The 18976-nt window shown below is 71.5% G+C and carries 19 protein-coding genes and 1 pseudogene; 9 read left to right on the top strand and 11 right to left on the bottom strand.

All coding sequences use genetic code 11. From position 1 onward, the window contains the following. Together AC3RJ7_RS00005 and AC3RJ7_RS00010 are read left to right on the top strand one after the other, a co-directional pair. A pseudogene (locus AC3RJ7_RS00005) lies at positions 1–537 on the top strand (amino acid transporter); the annotation flags it as partial. A gap of 124 nt (positions 538–661) precedes the next feature. Next, entirely contained in the window at positions 662–1999 is a 1338-nt protein-coding gene (locus AC3RJ7_RS00010; RefSeq protein WP_491453805.1) for a flavin monoamine oxidase family protein, read from the top strand. Between the two features lie 102 nt (positions 2000–2101). Here the strand turns inward: AC3RJ7_RS00010 and AC3RJ7_RS00015 are convergent, their stop codons facing one another. Further along, complete coding sequence (locus tag AC3RJ7_RS00015) at positions 2102–3178, bottom strand: threonine aldolase family protein (protein WP_491453806.1); 1077 nt, start codon at positions 3176–3178, stop codon at positions 2102–2104. A gap of 245 nt (positions 3179–3423) precedes the next feature. On the opposite strand from AC3RJ7_RS00015, the gene AC3RJ7_RS00020 reads away from it, so the two are divergent. Continuing rightward, on the top strand, positions 3424–4821 hold the full coding sequence (locus AC3RJ7_RS00020) for an MFS transporter (RefSeq protein ID WP_491455201.1): 1398 nt from the start codon (positions 3424–3426) through the stop codon (positions 4819–4821). 116 nt (positions 4822–4937) lie between these two features. Next, the gene (locus AC3RJ7_RS00025) at positions 4938–5579 is read left to right on the top strand and encodes a dihydrofolate reductase family protein (RefSeq protein ID WP_491453807.1); all 642 of its coding nucleotides are present in this window, start codon (positions 4938–4940) and stop codon (positions 5577–5579) included. Between the two features lie 42 nt (positions 5580–5621). On the opposite strand, the gene AC3RJ7_RS00030 is transcribed toward AC3RJ7_RS00025, so the two are convergent. The 6 genes from AC3RJ7_RS00030 to AC3RJ7_RS00055 form a co-directional block, all read right to left on the bottom strand. Next, positions 5622–6200 (bottom strand): dihydrofolate reductase family protein, encoded by a 579-nt coding sequence (locus AC3RJ7_RS00030; RefSeq protein WP_491453808.1) that lies wholly within the window; start codon positions 6198–6200, stop codon positions 5622–5624. Next, positions 6200–6721, bottom strand: coding sequence for an SRPBCC family protein (locus tag AC3RJ7_RS00035; protein ID WP_491453809.1), 522 nt, complete (start codon positions 6719–6721; stop codon positions 6200–6202). Before AC3RJ7_RS00035 ends, AC3RJ7_RS00030 begins: the two co-directional genes overlap by 1 nt. After that, complete coding sequence (locus tag AC3RJ7_RS00040; RefSeq protein WP_491453810.1) at positions 6718–7056, bottom strand: ArsR/SmtB family transcription factor; 339 nt, start codon at positions 7054–7056, stop codon at positions 6718–6720. Before AC3RJ7_RS00040 ends, AC3RJ7_RS00035 begins: the two co-directional genes overlap by 4 nt. Positions 7057–7141: 85 nt before the next feature. Continuing rightward, on the bottom strand, positions 7142–7795 hold the full coding sequence (locus AC3RJ7_RS00045) for an HAD-IA family hydrolase (RefSeq protein WP_491453811.1): 654 nt from the start codon (positions 7793–7795) through the stop codon (positions 7142–7144). 51 nt (positions 7796–7846) lie between these two features. Continuing rightward, complete coding sequence (locus tag AC3RJ7_RS00050; RefSeq protein ID WP_491453812.1) at positions 7847–8320, bottom strand: hypothetical protein; 474 nt, start codon at positions 8318–8320, stop codon at positions 7847–7849. Positions 8321–8386: 66 nt separating this feature from the next. After that, on the bottom strand, positions 8387–9820 hold the full coding sequence (locus AC3RJ7_RS00055; protein WP_491453813.1) for an AAA family ATPase: 1434 nt from the start codon (positions 9818–9820) through the stop codon (positions 8387–8389). Between the two features lie 93 nt (positions 9821–9913). Here AC3RJ7_RS00055 and AC3RJ7_RS00060 point away from each other — a divergent pair, with 93 nt between their 5' ends. From AC3RJ7_RS00060 to AC3RJ7_RS00070, 3 genes are read left to right on the top strand one after another with little or no spacing between them, the layout of a single operon-like run. Then, positions 9914–10270 (top strand): PadR family transcriptional regulator, encoded by a 357-nt coding sequence (locus tag AC3RJ7_RS00060; RefSeq protein ID WP_491453814.1) that lies wholly within the window; start codon positions 9914–9916, stop codon positions 10268–10270. After that, positions 10267–11061, top strand: coding sequence for a hypothetical protein (locus tag AC3RJ7_RS00065; protein WP_491453815.1), 795 nt, complete (start codon positions 10267–10269; stop codon positions 11059–11061). Before AC3RJ7_RS00060 ends, AC3RJ7_RS00065 begins: the two co-directional genes overlap by 4 nt. Continuing rightward, positions 11058–11957: a hypothetical protein gene (locus AC3RJ7_RS00070; protein ID WP_491453816.1), complete on the top strand. Its 900-nt coding sequence runs from the start codon at positions 11058–11060 to the stop codon at positions 11955–11957. Before AC3RJ7_RS00065 ends, AC3RJ7_RS00070 begins: the two co-directional genes overlap by 4 nt. Before the next feature lie 63 nt (positions 11958–12020). Here the strand turns inward: AC3RJ7_RS00070 and AC3RJ7_RS00075 are convergent, their stop codons facing one another. Then, positions 12021–12533: a phage holin family protein gene (locus AC3RJ7_RS00075; protein WP_491453817.1), complete on the bottom strand. Its 513-nt coding sequence runs from the start codon at positions 12531–12533 to the stop codon at positions 12021–12023. On the opposite strand from AC3RJ7_RS00075, the gene AC3RJ7_RS00080 reads away from it, so the two are divergent. Together AC3RJ7_RS00080 and AC3RJ7_RS00085 are read left to right on the top strand one after the other, a co-directional pair. Next, entirely contained in the window at positions 12451–13782 is a 1332-nt protein-coding gene (locus tag AC3RJ7_RS00080; RefSeq protein ID WP_491453818.1) for an MFS transporter, read from the top strand. The two genes, AC3RJ7_RS00075 and AC3RJ7_RS00080, sit on opposite strands and share 83 nt — an antisense overlap. A 119-nt stretch (positions 13783–13901) precedes the next feature. Continuing rightward, positions 13902–14645: a hypothetical protein gene (locus AC3RJ7_RS00085; protein WP_491453819.1), complete on the top strand. Its 744-nt coding sequence runs from the start codon at positions 13902–13904 to the stop codon at positions 14643–14645. A gap of 3 nt (positions 14646–14648) precedes the next feature. Here the strand turns inward: AC3RJ7_RS00085 and AC3RJ7_RS00090 are convergent, their stop codons facing one another. The 3 genes from AC3RJ7_RS00090 to AC3RJ7_RS00100 form a co-directional block, all read right to left on the bottom strand. Continuing rightward, positions 14649–16268 (bottom strand): FAD-dependent oxidoreductase, encoded by a 1620-nt coding sequence (locus AC3RJ7_RS00090; protein WP_491453820.1) that lies wholly within the window; start codon positions 16266–16268, stop codon positions 14649–14651. 127 nt (positions 16269–16395) lie between these two features. Then, positions 16396–17067: an SDR family NAD(P)-dependent oxidoreductase gene (locus AC3RJ7_RS00095; protein ID WP_491453821.1), complete on the bottom strand. Its 672-nt coding sequence runs from the start codon at positions 17065–17067 to the stop codon at positions 16396–16398. Between the two features lie 111 nt (positions 17068–17178). Then, positions 17179–18630, bottom strand: a complete 1452-nt coding sequence (locus tag AC3RJ7_RS00100; protein WP_491453822.1) for a DUF6421 family protein — start codon at positions 18628–18630, stop codon at positions 17179–17181. Positions 18631–18976: the final 346 nt, after the last annotated feature.

The raw sequence follows: 18976 nt of genomic DNA on the forward strand, positions 1-18976 counted from the left end.
ATCCTGCCGACGGCGCGCGGCACCTTCGCCATGGGCGTGTACCAGGCCCTCCCGGCCCGCTTCGCGAAGGTGCACGACGCGTCGAAGACGCCGACGTTCTCGACGACGCTCGTCGGCGTCATCGCGATCGTCTACTACGCCGGCATGAACCTCGTCTCGACCGATGTGCTCGCCGATTCGCTGCTCTCGATGGGCCTCGCGATCGCCTTCTTCTACGCCATCGCGAGCTTCGCGTGCGTCTGGTACTTCCGCCGCACGCTCTTCGCCAGCAGCCGCAACTTCTTCTACCGCCTCGTGTTCCCGCTCCTCGGCGGCGTCTTCATGGCCTGGGCGTTCGTGCAGTCGGCGATCGACATGCTGAACCCCGACTACGGCTACTCGCAGGTCGCGGGCGTCGGCGGCGCCTTCATCGTCGGCATCGGCTCGCTCCTGCTCGGCGTCGTGCTGATGTTCCTCTGGGCGATGTTCCCGGGGTCCCGCGACTACTTCCAGAAGCGCTCGCTCAACCGCGACACCGAGGTGCTCGCGCCCGAGTGAGAGCGAGGGGGATGCCTCGGCGGCATGCACCGGCACGACCGGTCGTCGAACCGCCCGAGGCATCCCGGCACGCTGCGTCCCGCCGACTTCGCCCACCGCACCCGACCGAATGGATCAGAAGCCCATGTTCGACACCGTCATCGTCGGAGCCGGCGTCGCCGGACTGACCGCAGCCCGGCTCCTGCACGCGGCCGGCCGTCGAGTCGTCGTGCTCGAGGCGCGCGATCGCATCGGCGGCCGCACCTGGACCGACCGCACCCCGGGCTTCTGCGTCGACCGGGGCGCCTCATGGATCCACGGGCTCGACGGCAACCCGCTGACGGGCCTGGTCGAGGCCTTCGGCATGGAGACCGCCGAGTTCACGGTCGGGAGCCACCAGGCCGGCGGCCGCCCGATCGCGAACTACGACGAGGCGCACGGCGAGCTCGATGCGGCGGCGACCGAGGCGTGGCTCGCCGATGTCGCAGAGGTCGAGGGACGGCTCGCCGACGTGGTCGCCGCGTCGGAGGACGCCGCGAGCTACGCCGACGTCGTCGACCGCGCGCTCGCCGAGCTCGGGTGGAGCGCGGAGCGCACCGAGCGGGTGCGCGCGTTCCATCGCCACCGCACCGAGGAGCAGTGCGGCGCCGACAGCGCCGAGGTCGACGCGCACGGGCTCGACGAGGATGCGATCGACGGCGACGAGGTCGTGTTCCCGGACGGCTACGACGCGCTCGCGACCGCGCTCGCGGACGGTCTCGACATCCGCCTCGAGCAGGTCGTCACCGCGGTCGAGTGGTCGGCGTCGGGCGTGCGCATCACGACCGCGTCGGAGTCGTTCGAGGCCGCCGACGTCGTCGTGACGGTGCCGCTCGGCGTGCTCAAGGCCGGGGCGATCGCCTTCGAGCCCGCCCTGCCCGAGACGGTGACCGGCGCGATCGCGCGCGTCGGCATGGGCACGTTCGACAAGGTCTTCCTGCAGTTCCCCGAGCGGTTCTGGCAGGACGGCGCGTACGCGATCCGCCGGCTCGGCGCCGACAGCGTGCCCTGGCACTCCTGGTACGACGTGTCGGTCGTCAGCGGCACCCCCATGCTGCTCACGTTCGCGGGCGGCGAGTGGGCGCGCCGGATCGAGCAGATGGCCGACGACGAGATCGTCGACTCGGTGCTCGAGGGGCTTCGACGCAACTACGGCGACGCCGTGCCCGAGCCGACCGGCCACTGGATCACCCGCTGGGGCTCCGACCCGTTCGCCCTCGGCTCGTACTCGTACGTCGCCCGCGGCGCCTCGTACGACGACCACGACGTCATCGCCACGCCCGTCGGCGGAGTGCTGCACCTCGCCGGCGAGGCGACGTGGGGCGACTGCCCGGCGACCGTCAACGGCGCGCTGCTCTCGGGCCACCGTGCGGCCGAGCGGATCCTCGGCGAGCGGCTCCCGCTCGAGCGGCTCGCGCAGCGGCCTCACCCGTCGGTCGAGTAGCGACGAAGGAGCGTATCGAGACCACTCACGAGGGTCTCGATACGCGTGCTCCTCCGTCGCCCGCTCCTCGAGGGGTAGCTCGCGACTCGACCGACGGAGAGGCTACGCCCCGGCGAGCTCCTCGCGGATGCCGGCGACGAACGCGTCGATGTCGGCCTCGCTCGTGTCGAAGCCGCACATCCAGCGCACCTCGCCGCGCGCCGCGTCCCAGTCGTAGAAGCGGAAGCCGCGGTCGCGCAGCTTGTCGGCGACCCCCTGCGGCAGCGTCGCGAAGACTCCGTTCGACTGCGTCGCCTGGCTGAAGCCGAGCCCGGGCAGCTCGCCGGCGGCGATGCCCGCGTCGAGCGCCTCGCGCAGGCGCGAGGCCATGGCGTTCGCGTGCGTCGCGTTGCGCAGCCACAGGTCGCCCTCGTAGAGCGCGATCAGCTGGGCCGAGACGAACCGCATCTTCGACGCGAGCTGCATGTTGAGCTTGCGCAGGTACTTCAGGCCCTCGGATGCCTCGGGGTTCAGCACCACGATCGCCTCGGCGCCGAGGCATCCGTTCTTGGTGCCGCCGACGCTCAGCACGTCGACGCCCGCGTCGCGGGTGAAGGCGCGCAGCGGCAGGCCGAGCGAGGCGCCCGCGTTCGAGAGGCGCGCGCCGTCCATGTGCACCTTCATGCCGAGCGAGTGGGCGTGCTCGGCGATGGCGCGCACCTCGTCGACCGTGTACGCGGTGCCGAGCTCGGAGGTCTGCGTGATCGACACGACGAGCGGCTGCGCGCGGTGCTCGTCACCCCAGCCCCAGGCCTCCTCGTCGATGAGCTCGGGGGTGAGCTTGCCGTCGGGGGTGGCGACGGTGAGCAGCTTGATGCCGCCGACCCGCTCGGGCGCGCCGCCCTCGTCGGAGTTGATGTGCGCGGTCTTCGCCGCGACGACCGCACCCCAGCGGGGGAGCATCGACTGCAGGCCGGTCACGTTCGCACCGGTGCCGTTGAACACCGGGAAGGCCTCGGCGCCCTCGCCGAAGTGGTGGGCGAACACCTGCTGCAGGCGCTCGGTGTAGACGTCCTCGCCGTAGGCCACCTGGTGGCCGTCGTTGGCCGTCTGGATGGCGGCGAGCACCTCGGGGTGCACGCCCGAGTAGTTGTCGGAGGCGAAGCCGCGGAAGGTCGTGTCGTGGAGCGGAGAGTTCACCGAACCATCCTCGCATCCGCGGGCGGGCGGGCATCGTGACGGCGGGCGCACGGAATCGGCGCATTCGCGCCGCGCACGCACGGATGCCGCTCAGGTCGGGGGTTATGGATGTCGGCGGCCCCGGTTACCCTCGCAGGGTGGGCGAGGAGCTCGACACGACCGAGGCGGGGCGGCACACGGCGAACGTGCCGCCGACGGAGTCCGTCGCGTCGTCGGCGGGTCCGGTCGTTCCGCCGCCGAACGGCATGCGCACCTTCCTGCACGTGCTCGCGAACACGATGATCGCGAACGTCACGACGAGCTTCCTGTGGTTCGCGCTCACGTTCTGGGTGTACCTCGAGACGCAGTCGGTGCTCGCGACGGGCATCATCGGCGGCGCGTACATGCTGCTCATCGCGATCTTCGCGATGTTCTTCGGCACCATCGTCGACCGGCACCGCAAGCATCGCGTCATGGTGTTCTCGAGCCTCGTGACGCTCGGCTCGTTCGGCATCGCCGGGGTGATGTACCTGCTGCAGCCCGAGTCGGCGCTCGTCGATCTCGGCGGGCCGTGGTTCTGGGCGTTCTCGGGCATCATCCTGTTCGGCTCGGTCGTCGAGAACATGCGCAACATCGCGCTCTCCACGACGGTGACCCTGCTCGTGCCCGAAGAGCGCCACGCGAACGCCAACGGCATGGTCGGCACCGTGCAGGGCCTCGCGTTCATCGTCACGAGCGTGTTCAGCGGGCTCGCGATCGGCCTGCTCGGCATGGGGTGGACGCTCGCGATCGCGATCGTCATGACGCTCGTCGCGCTCGTGCACCTGCTGTTCGTGCGCATCCCAGAGGAGCGACCCGTCGCGGAGGACGGCCGGGCGCCCGCGATCGACGTCCGCGGCAGCATCACCGCCATCCGCGCCGCCCCCGGCCTGTTCGCGCTCATCGTCTTCTCGACGTTCAACAATCTCATCGGCGGCGTGTACATGGCCCTGATGGACCCGTACGGCCTGACGCTGTTCCCCGTCGAGGCGTGGGGCATCGTGCTCGGGGTCACGGCGACGGGCTTCATCATCGGCGGCCTCGCGATCGCGAAGTGGGGGCTCGGGCGCAACCCGATCCGCACGATGCTGCTCGTGGTCGTCGTCATGGGCCTGCTCGGTGCGCTGTTCACGGTCCGAGAGTGGTGGCTGCTCTACGCGCTCGGCATCTGGGCGTACATGTGCCTCATCCCCGTGGTCGAGGCGGCCGAGCAGACGGTGATCCAGAAGGTCGTGCCGTTCCGCCGGCAGGGCCGGGTCTTCGGGTTCGCGCAGGCGTTCGAGGCGGCCGCCGCGCCGATCACGGCGTTCCTCATCGCGCCGATCGCCCAGTTCTGGATCATCCCGTACATGGCCTCGCCCGACGGGCAGGCGGCGTGGGGCTGGCTGCTCGGCGACGGTGACGCGCGCGGCATCGCGCTCGTGTTCTTCTTCGCCGGCCTCGTGATGGTCGCCCTCGCGCTCTTCGCCTTCACGACGCGCTCGTACCGCATGCTCTCCGGCGAGTACCTGCAGGGCGTGCCCGATGCGGCCGAGAACGGCCCGGTCGAGGCCGCCCCGGCCGCCGAGTCGGCACCGACCGCCGAGTCGGCGCCGACCGGGCAGCGCGGCCGGTCGGACGAATGATCGAGTGAGGCGAGTTTCGATCTCCATCGAAACACTCCGAGGGATCTCGAGTCCCCGCGAGAGTGGCATCGCGGTTCGATGCCCGGACCGCGACCGATGACCGGAAGGACTCCGCCGTGGCCGTTCGCGCCGACCTCAACATCTCACTCGACGGCTACGCCTCGACCACCGACCAGACCGCCGAGAACCCGATGGGCGACGACTGGTTCCGCCTGGTCGCCGCCTACTCGGCGACGCGGACGTTCCGCGAACGCGTGCTCGGCGACGCCTCGGGGGCCGGTACGACGGGCGTCGACGACGCGTACGCACGGGCGTACTTCACGAACGTCGGCGCCGAGATCTTGGGCGCGGGCATGTTCGGGCTGCACCAGAACGCCGGCGACCCCGACTGGCGCGGCTGGTGGGGCGATGAGCCGCCGTTCCGCGTGCCGGTGTTCGTGCTGACGCACGACCCGCGACCGTCGATCGAGATGGCGGGCGGCACGACGTTCCACTTCCTCGATGCCTCGCCCGAGGAGGCACTGGCCGAGGCGACCCGGGCCGCGGGCGGGGCCGATGTGCGCATCGGCGGCGGCGTGCGCACGGTGCGGTCGTTCCTCGCGGCCGGCCTCGTGGATCGGCTGCACGTCGCGATCGCGCCGATCGTGCTCGGGCGCGGCCTCAGCCTGTGGGAGGACCTGCGCGGCCTCGAGCGGCGATACGAGGTCTCGAGCGAGACCGCGCCCGGCGGCACGGTGCACGTCACGTTCCAGCGCTGAAGGGCGCGGCTCGGCCGCCATCGACGGCTGCCGCGGCGCCGGTCAGCGGACGACGTAGCGCAGGCTGACGACCCCGCCCGGCCGTTCGGCCACGCGATCGAGCGCGAGCGGACGGTCGCCCAACGCGGACGGCGTGAACGAGCGGCCCTCGCCGATCAGCATCGGGACGATGCGGAGGTGGAGCTCGTCGACGAGGCCGGCCGCGAACAGCGCGTCGGTGAGCACGAGGCTGCCCCAGACGATGATCGTGTCGAACCGTTCCTTGAGCTCGGCGGTGCGCGCGGCACCGTCGCCCGAGAGGAGTTCGATGCGGCCGTCGCCCCAGGGCGCGTCGGTCAGCGTGTTGGAGACGACGAACTTCGGCAGCCGCTCGATGAGTGCGGCGACGTGCTCGACGGTCGGGTCGACCTTCGGCCAGTAGTCGGCGAACATGCGGTAGGTGGTCGCGCCGAAGAGGATCGCCTCGGCCTGGGAGACGTAGGCGAGCTGCTCGGCGTCGTTGAGCTGCGGTTCGCCGTCGTCGCCGATCGGGATCAGCGACTCGAAGAAGCCGATGCCGCCGTCGGGGTCCGCGGCGTAGCCGTCGGCCGTCACGACCTGTTCGACGATGAGCCGGCCCATCAGGATGCCTCGTTCGGTGCGTCGGCCCCGTCGGTGCCGCGGGCCGTGTCGAGGTGCTCGCCGAGCACGTCGAACGCCGAGTCCCAACCGTCGTACACGTTGTCGTCGCCCGGTGCCCCGTCGATGCCGCGCAGGTGGAACAGCATCTCGGTGCGCTGGTCGGGCAGCTCGCGGAGCGTCACGGTGATGACGGGCGCCGCGTCGTCGGCATCGCCGGGGGAGCCCCAGGTCATGACCAGTCGGCGCGGGGCGTCGAGTTCGCGGTAGACGCCGGCGGTCGGGTACTCGGTGCCGTCGGGCGCGACCATCGTGTAGCGGTATCGACCGCCGACGCGCGCATCGACGTCGATGCTGCCGGGCTTGATCTCGATGCCGCGCGGGTGCCACCACTCGGCGACGTCGGCGTGCTCGGTCCAGGCGCGCCAGACGAGGTCGCGTGGCGCGTCGAAGACGCGGGTGATGGTGAACTGCGGGGCGGCGGAGCCTGCAGCATCCGTCGTCGTGGTCTGGTACTCGGTCATTCCGAACGCTCCTTCATGGTGCGGAGGTGCTCGGCGAGCAGGTCGAATCGGTCGTTCCACTTGCCGCGGTGGTGCTCGACCCACGCGGATGCCTCGTCGAGGGGCTCGGTGCGCAGGGTGCACGTGCGCCATTGGGCCGTCGCGGTGCGCTCGATGAGACCCGCCCGCTCGAGCACCTTGAGGTGCTGCGAGATCGCGGGGCGGCTCATCGTGAACGGCTCGGCGAGTTCGCCGACGGTCGCCGGACCGACGCGCAGGCGCGAGAGCATCGCGCGGCGGGTCGGGTCGGCGAGCGCTTGGAACACCGCGCTCAGCTCGTCACTTGCATCGGCCAATGTAAGCAACTCCTTAATTAATGAATTGCTTCACTGTAGGTCCCGCGGCAGCGCGCGTCAACCCCGCGGTGCTCGAACGCGGCCGTCAGTCCAGCGTGATCGTCAAGGCGGTGCCATCGCCGACGGCGATCCGCACGGAGGACAGGTCGTCGACCAGATGGTCGGCCCCATGCCGTTCGGCGAGCGGACCGACGCCGATGACGCGCATGCCCGCGGCGCGGGCGGCCGTGATGCCGGCCCCCGAGTCCTCGAAGACCACGCAGTCGCTCGAGGGCACGCCGAGGGCGTCGGCGGCGGCGAGGAACCCCTCGGGGTGGGGCTTGCTGGCGGCCACGCTCTCGGCCGTCACCACGACGGCGGGCATCGCGAGGCCGGCGACGGCCATCCGGGCGGCGGCGAGCTCGGCCGTCGCCGACGTCACGAGGGCGTGCGGGGCATCGACGAGCGCGTGCAGCAGGTCGAGCGCACCGGCGATCGCGACGACGCCCTCGGTCTCCGTGGTCTCGCGCTCGAGCATCGCGCGGTTGTCCGCGAGGTTCTGCTCGACGGGGCGACCGGGCAGCAGGATCGCCATGCTCGCGTGCGCCTGCCGGCCGTGGATGACCGGCATCACGTCGGCCGGATCGAGTCCGTGCTCGATCGCCCAGTCCGTCCAGACCCGTTCGACCACGGCGGTCGAGTCGACGAGGGTGCCGTCCATGTCGAGCAGCACGGCGGTGGCGTCGATCGTGGTGGTCACGCGGTGGACGCTACACGCGATGCCTGGGGGTCCGCCGCCGGCCGAGCGGGGTCACTCCGAGGTGAACACGGCGGACCAGACCTCCGACCCGTCCGGGTTGAGGTAGGTGTACTTCGCCTTCGGCGACTCGGAGATTCCCGCCGCGGTCATCTCGGGCTGCAGCGTCTCGTCGAAGAAGGTCTGCAGCGTCGACCGCTGCTCCTCGAAGCTCGCCGTGGCGGCGTCGGGGTCGACCGGGTCGGCGAAGGTGTAGACGTAGTTGAGCGTGTCGGGTTCGATCGCTGCGACCGAGATGTCCGAGTACAGACCGCCGAACTGATCGAGCATGGCCGGCATCGTCGTCTGCAGCGCTGCGACGTACTTCTCGAGCGCGTCGGTCTGGGCGTCGGTCGAGAGCCGCTCGGTCGTCACCGACTGCTCGTGGGATGTGCTCTCGTGGCCGTCGGCATCGCCCGGGGACGAGCAGGCGGCGAGGGCGAAGGCCATCGAAGCGGCGGCGACTGCGGTTCCGAGGCGAGCGGTCATTCGGGTTTTCACAGCGTCAGCCTAGTGAGTGCCCGCGCGGCCGCCCGACACCCGGCGGACCTCGGCTCAGAACCCGGGAACGTATCCGAAGCTGCCCATGACGACCTCGCCGCCGCTCCCGGTGCGGTCGTCGCCGGCGCCGCCCACGAGCAGGCGCTTGGTGAGCTCCGCCCGCGACGAGAGCAATTCGTCGAGCGCCTGGGCGAGGTCGGCGTCACCGACCTGCCGATCGGCCTCGGCGGCGGTCAGCACCGCCCGCCGCACGAGCTCCTTGGCGAAGGAGCCGGTCGTGCCCTCACTGCGCTCCGCAGCGGCGTCGATCGCCGCGGTGGAGAACGGCAGTCCCGAGGAGTAGAGCCGCAGCAGCCGTCCGCGCGCCGCGCGATCGGGCAGCGGGATCTCCGCGGCGTGGTCGATGCGACCCGGTCGATCGGCGAGCGCGTGCTCGAGCACCTCGACCCGGTTCGTCGTGAGCACGAAGGTCACGTCGGCGTCGCCGTCGAGCCCGTCGAGCGCATCGAGGATCGAGAACAGCACGCCGTTGTCGGGCATGATCGAGCGGTCGTGCGCGACGAGGTCGACGTCTTCGAGCACCACGATCGAGGGCTGCATCGCACGGGCGACATCGGCCGCCATCGCGATGTACCGGATGGCGGGACCGGTGAGGAGCACGGCGGTCGTGCCCTCGGTGAGGGTGAGCAGGTGCCGGACGGTGTGCGTCTTGCCGGTGCCGGGGGGGCCGTACAGCAGCAGGCCGCGCTTGAGGTGCTGGCCCGCCTCGAGCAGCGCCTTGCGGTGGGCGCCGATGCCGACGACGTGGCGCGTGATGCCGTCGAGGGTCTCGGGGTCGAGGATGACGTGATCCAGGGGCACGTCGGGGCGCTCGAGGAACATCATGCTGCCGGTCGCGTACGAGAACGGGCCGCCGCCGATCGTCAGCACCTGCCCGCGCAGCACGCTGCGCTCGATCATGAGCCGGCGGAGTTCGGTGACGAATGCGTCGCCGGTGCCGGGATCGGTCGCGATGATCTCGAGGCGCAGGTCCTCGCGGCCGTGCTCGGGTGCGGCGCCGCGCTGGAGCACCGCGACGGGGCGCCCGTCGTACTCGAACAGCCGCAGTCCGAACGCGACCGTGCGTCGGGTCGAGTCGGGGCCGGTCGGGGCGGTCGTGTAGTCGACCGGTCCGGCGTCGAACGCGAAGTGCGGATTCTCGAGGAGGTCGATGAGCGACTGATGCCCGCGGGCCTGTCCGCCGGTGACGCCGACGACGCGGCCCCGCCCCCGTGCGGCGATCTCGTCGAGCGCGAGGTCGACGTCCGCGAGGTGGTGCGGCGGCATCGACTCGGTGACGACGGGGAGTTCGCCGAAGGGGACGCCGAGGTGCGCGGAGACGAGCTCGCCGAGCGGGGTCGTGCTCGAGGCGGCCGGACGCGGCCGCTCGACGACCTCGTGCATGAAACGAGCGAACGTCTCGATGAAACGCGTCGTCGCGTCGTCCATTTGCACCCCCGTGTCGCGGAGGCTCCAGCCTAATCCTCGGCCGGTCCCGACTGAACCCTTGCGCATCGGAAGATATCTTCCTATTCTTCTCGTATGGCACGCAGACGCGAAGGACGGCTGTTCGACCTCGAGGTCGACATCCTCGCCGCAGGCATGGAACTGCAGCGCGACGACGGCGACTTCTACGGCTTCGCCCTGGCGAAGCGCATCGCCGAGCGCAACGAGGCGGCCGCGCTCACGGCGCACGGCACCCTCTACAAGGCCCTCGCCCGCATGACCGACGCGGGGCTCCTCGAATCGACGTGGGAGGACGCCGCGCTCGCCGAGGCCGAGGGCCGCCCGCGCCGCCGCCTCTACCGCGTGACCGGCGCCGGCGAACTCGCCCACCGCGCCGAGCTCGCCGCACGCGCGGCGGCACCGGTCACCCAGCCGAAGGCGGCGTTCGCATGAGCGGCATCGGGATGTCTCCCTTCGACGCCACCCTCGTCGAGCGCACGGTCGAACGCCGCACCGGCGCCGACCGCGTGGACGCCGTCGTGCTCGGCTGGTGCCGCTGGTACACGCGCGACCTCTCCGAACCCGTCGCGACCGCCCGCCGGGCCGAGATCGCCTCCGACCTGTACGAGGAGCGGGCGTTCGCCGCTGAGGCGGGGCGGACGGAGGCGTCGCGGTCGATCCTGGGGCGCCTTGTCCGCGGCATCCCCGCCGATCTCAGCTGGCGGCACGCGCAGCTGCGCCGCCTCGCCCTCACCGCCCCGCGCGGCACCTTCCCGCTCGCGATGCCCGCCCTCGCGCACCTCGCGACCGCGCTGCTGCTCGCGTGGGGCGGGCTCGTCGTCTGGCGAACCGTCGCGGGCATGGCCTCGGGCGACTGGGCCGGAGCGTGGGACCTCGTCGCGGCCGGAATCTTCGGGCTCGCGATGGCGGTGCTCGGGGCCGTGCTGACGACCGCGCCGCGATTCCGCTGGCTCGGCGCGCTCTGGCTCGCCGCGGCGAGCTACGTGCTCATCCGGTTCGGCATGTACACGCTCATCGCTTCGAGCACCACGCTCGGTGCGTTCTACGCCTCCGCGATCGAGCAGGCGATCCTCGTGAACCGCGTGATGACGGCGGCCGGGGTGCTCTTCTTCGTCGCCATGGCGGCGTGGTGGCTGCCGAGCGGGGGAGGCCTGTGGGCGCGCCGTCGACGAAGCGACCCTACCGTCGACGTCGCGCCCACCGGTGAGGAGGCGGGGGCATGAACCTGCAGCGCATCGCCGCGGTCGTCGCGATCTCCGGCGCCGTGCTCGGCGGGGCGTCGATCGTCGCGCTCGGTGCCGCCGCCTTCGCGGCGAACCAGCCGCGGACCGAGCCGGTCGCCGAGTCTCCCGCCGGCGGGGCCGGCGAGGGCGACGGCGTGCCGCTCGACGCGACCGAGTCGTACCTCGCCTCCCTCCCGAAGGTCGAACCCGGGGTGCCGACCCCGCCCCCGCCGACGCCGAAGACCCCGCCGAAGCCCGGCACCGGGACGATGGCGGCGAGCTACAACCCGTACCTCGAGCCGAGCGACCCCGAGTACGTGACGCCGGAGGAGCGCTCGGAGTGGCTCGGACAGCAGGAGGTCGTCCGCGAGTGCATGGAGGCTGCGGGCTTCGAGTACCGGTTCTGGCGCTGGTGGCTCGAGGAGGACTCCAAGCCGGTCGGACTGGACTACGAGACGTCCATCCTCTGGGATCGGGCGCTGCTCGGACCCGACCTCTACAATCCCGGCGGCGGGTGCGGCGATGAGGGGATCGCCGCGGCCGAGGCGGCCCGTGCCGCCGGCACCCCGCTGTCGGCAGAGGTCCCGCCCGACGATCCCGACCTGCCGACGCCGCGTGAGAAGTGGCTCGCTCAAGACGAGATCGTGCGCCAGTGCATGGCGGACAAGGGGCTCGAGTACCTCTACGTCGAGTCCTGGAATCCCGACTACGTCACGCCCGATCCGCTCGACATCGACCCGCAGGACGCGATGCCCGACGACCTCACGCCCGAGCAGGAGGCGGAGTGGTCGTTCGCCCTCGGCGGCGACGCCGGCGGCGGGCCGGCCTACCGCTGGGAGGACGCCGGCTGCTACGGCTACGCCGTGCACGTCAACGGCCGCGACAACATGCACTGATGCTCGACGAGACGGATGCCTCGGGGCCGGCGTCGGCCCCGAGGCATCCGCGTGCTCGGCGGATCAGGCCCGCTGCTTCTCGGGCGCGATGCGCGGCAGCAGGTACTTGCCCGAGAGCCAGCCCGCCAGGGCGGTGATGATCCAGACGACGACGGCGGCGAGCACCCACGGCGCGATGCCGTCGAACGTGATGCCGTCGCCGAGTGAGGCGACGAAGAGCGCGACCGCGGTCGAGATGAGCCCGGCGACGCCCGCGACGGCGGGGGCGCCGCGATGGAAGAGGGTCTCGACGAGCCATTCGATGACCGCCTGCACGGCGGCGAACACGATGATCGCGACGAGGAAACCCGACCACTGCAGGTGCATGCCCGGAACGAGCAGCGCGGCGACGGCCAGGGCGAGGGCGGCGAGCACGAGCGAGACGCCGAGACGGATGAGGAAGCGCACCATGGCGTGAGCGTACCGCTTCCGCTCGGCGGCGCTCGGGAGGATGATGGGGCGGGTGGAGAGCCTCGCACGATCGAGCCGCACACCGACCCCGCGCAGCGTGCAGGCGGTGTACTTCACACTGCTCATCGGCAACACGCTCGCGGCGTCGTTCATCTGGGGCGTGAACACGCTGTTCCTGCTCGACGCGGGGCTCTCGAACCTCGAGGCGTTCGCCGCGAACGCGTTCTTCTCGGTCGGCATGGTGATCTTCGAAGTGCCGACCGGCGTCGTCGCCGACACGCTCGGTCGGCGAATGTCGTACCTGCTCGGCACGATCACGCTCGCCGCGACGACGGCCCTCTACTACTGGCTCTGGGTCATCGAGGCGCCGTTCTGGGCGTGGGCGGTGGTCTCGGTGCTGCTCGGCCTCGGTTTCACGTTCTTCTCGGGCGCGACCGAGGCGTGGCTCGTCGACGCGCTCACCGCGACCGGGTACACCGGCAGCCTCGAGCGCGTGTTCGGGCGCGGCACCGCGCTCTCGGGGGCGGCGATGTTCATCGGCTCGATCACGGGCGGTGCGGTCGCGCAGGCGACCGATCTCGGCGTGCCGTTCATCATGCGCGCCGGGGTGCTCGTCGTGATGTTCGTCGTCGCCGCGCTGCTCATGCGCGACCTCGGCTTCACGCCCGCGGGCCGGGCGCACCCGCTGAGGGCGACGAAGACGGTGTTCACGGCGTCGCTCACCTACGGACTCGGCCGCCCGCCCGTGCGGTACCTCATGTTCGCCTCGTTCTTCACGACCGGTGTCGGCTTCTACGTGTTCTACGCCCTGCAGCCGTACCTCGTCGAACTGTGGGGCGACGAGGAGGCGTACTCGATCGCGGGACTCGCCGCGGCGATCCTCTCGGGCGCCCAGGTCATCGGCGGGTATCTCGCACCGTGGGTGCGTCGCCGGTTCCGGCGCCGGACGACGACGATCATCCTGAGCCTCGTCGTGAGCACGGGCGTGCTCGTCGCGCTCGGGCTCAACCGCAGCTTCTGGCTCGCGCTCGTGCTGCTCGTGCTGTGGGGGCTCGTCGACGCGGCCGCGGGGCCCGTGCGGCGGGCGTACCTCAACGACATGATCCCGTCGGCGCAGCGTGCGACGGTGCTCTCGTTCGACTCGCTCCTCGGCAGCGCCGGCGGCGCGGTCATCCAACCGGTGCTCGGCCGCTCCGCCGACATCTGGGGGTACCCCGGGTCGTTGCTCGTCAGCAGCGGGCTCCAGGTGCTCGCGGTGCCGTTCGTCTGGCTGAGCCGCCGCCAGCACTCGCCGGCCGACACCTCCACGGGCGTGACCGAGGCGTCGCCGGCGGCCGGCGCCGCCGAGGGCGCGGGCGGCCCCCACGTCGACTGACGCGGCAGCCCGATCCACTGAAACCGCCTCAGGAGGGTTGCCCCCTGTTCGGGGGGCACGTAACATGGCCCAACACCTGCGCCACCGAACGGTCGCCGGGTGCGACGAGGAGGTGCCGCGTGCGCAAGGTCCTCCTGCTCTGCGCCGCAATGGCCGTGCTCCTCGTCGGGTCGCTGTCGCTCGGCGTCGCCGTCGCCCGGACGGGTGCGCCCGTCTTCTACGACGCGCGCACCGATCCCGGTGCGGTCGGCCGGCTCGACCCGCAGGCGGAGGGTGAACCGCCGGGGCCGAGTGGAGGCGGCGAGGCCGGCGACGCGACCGGGACCGGCGGGGCGGGCGAGTCCCGTGGCGAGATCGATCGCGGAGCCGGTGGATCCGGCGAACGCCCCCGCGCGAACGACGCCGTGGGCGACCCGACGCCCGCCCCGACCGATCCCTCGCCGGTCGCCTCGACCGACGAGGTCGACGGGGTCGCGACGCCGCCCGCGACGCCGGAGGCGCTCGTCCCGACCGCCGAGGAGCAGGCGGCCTGGCTGGCCTTCCAGCAGCTCGTCCGCGACTGCATGACCGAGGCGGGCGTCGAGTACCGCCACTGGACGTGGTGGGAGGAGGAGTCGCCCGACCCGAACTCGCTCGCGCCAGCCATGCCCGAGTCGCTCGGCGAGGCCGAGCAGGCGGCCTGGCGCGAAGCCCTCTACGGCGGCGACGGCGGCGGGGGATGCCTCGTGGTCGCCGTCGAGCACGATCAGGAGGCCGCCTCGCCGTCTCCCGAGGCCGGCGACGGCGCAGCATCCGAGACCGGGTCGAGTGCTTCGCCCGATGCCGACGCCGCACCCGAGGCATCCACCTCGCCCGAGCGGTGACGCTCAGCCGCCGAGCGCCAGGTACTGGTGGGCGTAGGCGATCGCCATGCCGCCCTCGCCCACGCCCGCGGCGACGCGCTTGACGGACCCCGAGCGCACGTCCCCGACCGCGAACACGCCGGGCGCACTCGTCTCGAGGCCGAACGGGCGCCGCTCCCGAGTCCACTGCGGTGTCGCCGCCGCATCGGCGCCGGTGAGCACGTAGCCGTGCTCGTCTCGAGCGACGTCGTGAGGAAGCCAGCCCGTGACCGCGTCGGCGCCGATCATCACGAACACGGTCGTGTACGGCCGCGTGGTCGTCGACCCAGTCGAACGGTCGAGCACGTCCACCTCCTCGAGGCCCCGGCCGCCCCGAACGGCGACGAGCTCGCTGCGCGTCTCGACGCCGATGCCGTCGGCGGCCTCGATCTGGTCGATGAGGTAGCGGGACATGCTCGTCGCGAGCGTCTCGCCGCGCACCAGCAGGGTCACCGAGCGGGCGAAGCGCGAGAAGAAGAGGGCCGCCTGCCCGGCCGAGTTGCCGGCACCGACGATCGCGACGTCGGCGCCCCGTGCGACCGCCGAGTCGCTGCGCGCAGCCCCGTAGTAGACGCCGCTGCCGAGGAATCGGTCGATGTCGGGCACCGGCAGCGTGCGCCACTCGACGCCGGTCGCGACGACCACGACGGGTGCGGTCAGCTCATCGCCGCCGTCGAGCCCGACGAGCCGGTCGCCGGGCCGCAGCCACTCGGCCGTGCGGGTGACCACGATCTCGGCGCCCAGCCGCCGTGCCTGCTTGAGTGCGCGGCTCGCGAGCTCGTCGCCCGAGACGCCGAAGGGGAAGCCCGTGTAGTTCTCGATGCGGGTCGACGTGCCGGCCTGCCCACCGGGCGCGAGGTGTTCGACGACGAGCGTGCGCAGCCCCTCGGCCGCCGCGTTGACCGCAGCGGTCAGCCCCGCCGGGCCGGCGCCGAGGATCACGACCTCGTAGTCACGGCGCTTCGGCTCGACCTCGAGCCCGACGGCCGCGGCGACCTCGCGGAGGCCGGGGTTCTCGAGTCGTCGTCCTTCGGGCAGCTCGACGACGGGATGCTGCGCGCCGTCGTCGGCCCGATCGAGCGCCACGTGCTCGAACGCGACCTGGTTGCGGGTGAGGAATCCGGTGAGCTCGTGCGCCCGTGGATCCGCACGGAGGGCGATGACGCGCACCTCGGGCTCGGCCTGCTCGGCGGCCACGGCCTGCAGCCAGTCGAGGTAGCGGCGCGCGAGCGACGCGACGAAGGCCGGGACAGAGGGCGCCATCGCCGCGAGCGTGTAGAAGACGGTCACGTCGAGCTTGATGACGCGCGTCGGCTCCGCCGCGCGGCCGCTCGCCGGGAACGGGGTGCTGAGCGTCATCGGCACCTCGCCGAAGAACCTGCCGGGCACCCGCTCGCCGATGACCCGTTCGTCGCCGTTCACGACCTTCGTGAGCTCGGCCCGCCCCTCGATCACGATGAACAGGGCGCGTTCGTCGCCCTCGTGCGCGAAGTACTCGCCCGGCGTCAGGTGGATGTCTTCGACCGACTCCGCGAGGTAGTCGATGGCAGCGGTCGACAATCGCGCGAACGCGGGGATGGCTCGGAGTTCAGCGGTCGAGATCATGCGTTGCCACGCTCGGCGGGGCTCATGACGCGACGCTAACCTCGCCGATCCGCGCCGTCAACGTGCCGCGCACCCCCACTTCGCGTGCGGGGCCGGACGAGGCGGGCCCGTTCGGGGCCGCGCCCGCTCAGTCGGAGAGCGTCTCGACGCGGCCGTTCAGCTCCGGGCCATCGGTCGACCAGAGGGCGACCACCTCATCGGCGAGCCGGTCCTCGAGGCCGGCGAGCGACTTCACCCGGAAGGTGACGGCGGCGCCGGCGGGCGCCTCCTTGCCGAGGCCGTGCGCGAGCGACTGCATCCACGCCTCGCTCGCGGCCTTCACGGCGGCGTAGTTCGCACCGCCCGCGAGCGGGCGCTCGACGCTCGTCGACGAGACGATCGCGATGCGGCCGGCGGGGGAGGCGACGAGGTCGTCCCACAGGGCGCGGCTCACGTGGCGCAGCGCCGAGAACGAGCGCTCGAGGACGCGGTAGTCCTCTTCGGTCTGCCCCGGGATCCCGCCGCCGCCGCGCCATCCGCCCACGAGGTGGATGATGCCGTCGACGTCGCCCACCCGGCCGTGCACGCGCATCGCGAGCGGCCACACCTGCATCTGGTCGGTGAGGTCGGCGACCTCGGTCACGATGCCGGGCAGCTCGGCCGCCATCTCGTCGAGCCGGCCGCGGTCGCTGCCGACGGCGACGACGCGGGCGCCGGCGTCGAGCAGCCTGCGGGCGACGGTCCGGCCGGCGGCGCTCGTGGCCCCGGCGATGAGCACGACGCGTCCTGCGACGCCCGGGTTCGTGGGGTGGTCGGTCATGTGGGGCTCCTCTTCGAGCGGACAGGAAGCGGGATCAGGAGAAAGAAAGCTGCTCAGGACGAAATCGCCGATTCCGTCCTGAGCAGCGTACGTCTTCCTGAAACGGTGACGTCAGACCTCGGTCTTGCCCGTGATGCCGACGGTCGACTCGATGACGGGCTTCATCTTCTTGTCGAGCGCCTCGAAGAACATCGAGAGCGGGAACTCGTCGTCCATCACGAGGTCGGTGTAGCCCTTGGGCGGGCCGGCGAGCACCTCGCGGGGCAGGCCCTCGGCCCAGACCGACGCGGGGTTCGGCGTGACGACCGACGAGACCAGCTCGTAGGCCTTGAGCCAGTGCACCGTCTTGGGGCGGTCGATCGACTCCCAGTAGAGCAGGTCGATCGCGTCGCCGAGCTCGACGACCGCGTCGGCGACCTTGTCCCAGTCGAAGCTGAGCTCGACGTCGCGCCACTCGAGGACGTGCTTCTTGTGCAGCCACGCGAACAGCAGCTGGCCGCCGAGACCGTCGTAGTTGCGCACGCGCGAGCCGGTGATCGCGAAGCGGAAGATCCGGTCGAAGATGACCGCGTACTGCACGAGCTTGCCGGTCGAGCGCATCTGCTCCTCGACGTCGGTGAGCTCCTCGCCCTTCGCGAGGCGGGCGTCGAGGCCGCGCTGGATCTTGACCGACTCGCGGAACGCGGTCAGGTCGCAGCGCAGCTCCTCCAGCGAGTAGAGGAAGAACGGCATGCGCTGCTTGATCATGAACGGGTCGAACGGCAGGTCGCCGCGCATGTGGGTGCGGTCGTGGATGATGTCCCACATGACGAAGGTGCGCTCGGTGAGCTCCTGGTCGGTGAGCATCTCGGCCGCGTCGGCGGGCAGCTCGAGCTTCGTGATGTCGCTCGCGGCGCGCACGACCTTGCGGTAGCGGGCGGCCTCGCGGTCCTGGAAGATGGCGCCCCACGTGAACGGCGGGATCTCGCGCATCGCGACCGTCTCGGGGAAGAGCACCGCCGAGTTGGTGTCGTAGCCGGGCGTGAAGTCGACGAGGCGGAGCGAGACGAACAGCTTGTTGCCGTAGTCGCCGGCCTCGAGGGCGGCGATGAACTCGGGCCAGATGGTCTCGACGACGAGCGCCTCGACGTGACGGTCGAGCGAGCCGTTCTGCGTGTACATCGGGAACACGACGAGGTGGCGGATGCCGTCGACGCGGTGGCGCTGCGGCTGGAACTCGACGAGCGAGTCGAGGAAGTCGGGCACCTCGAGGCCCTCGGCCTGCCACTTGCGGAAGTCGGCCTGCAGGGCGGTGAGGTATGCGGCCTCGTGCGGGAAGCGCGGCGCGAGCGCGGCGATCGACTCGACGATGGCGTCGACGAGGGCGGATGCCTCGGCCTTGTCGGTCTCGACGGGGACCGAGCCGTCCTTCACCTGGAGCGACTGGAGCTTCGTCGCCGACTCCTTGAGACGGAGCCAGGCCGGGTCGAGCTCGACGCCGTCCGCGAGCGCGATCTGCTCGGGCGTGACGTCCTCGAGGACCTCGGGTTCGCCGACGATGGGGTCGATCGTGATGTTCGACATTGTGAACCTCCGTTCCTCGTTGAGGGGTCTGGTGTTGCAGTTGGCTGATTGCGCGCGGCATGAATCGCCGCACAACTCAAGGCTACGAGGCATCCCCTCGCGAATGGTTGCGCCCTGACGCGGGAATCCTGCGTTCAGCTTCGATTCGGCGATCGAGATCGCCAAGTCCGCGCAACGGCCCGAATCGTGCAGTTTCCGAGGATGCCTCAGTGCTCGCCCGGACCCCGCTCGGTGCTCGCACGCGTCGCGGAGGTGGGTCGGCACCGACGGCGAATCCGGTGGCCGTCCTGATGTCGAGGGTGTGACCCCTCCGTAACTTGAGGATCGTTCAGATCCCCATCAACCC

Source organism: Agromyces solani (assembly GCF_058349925.1).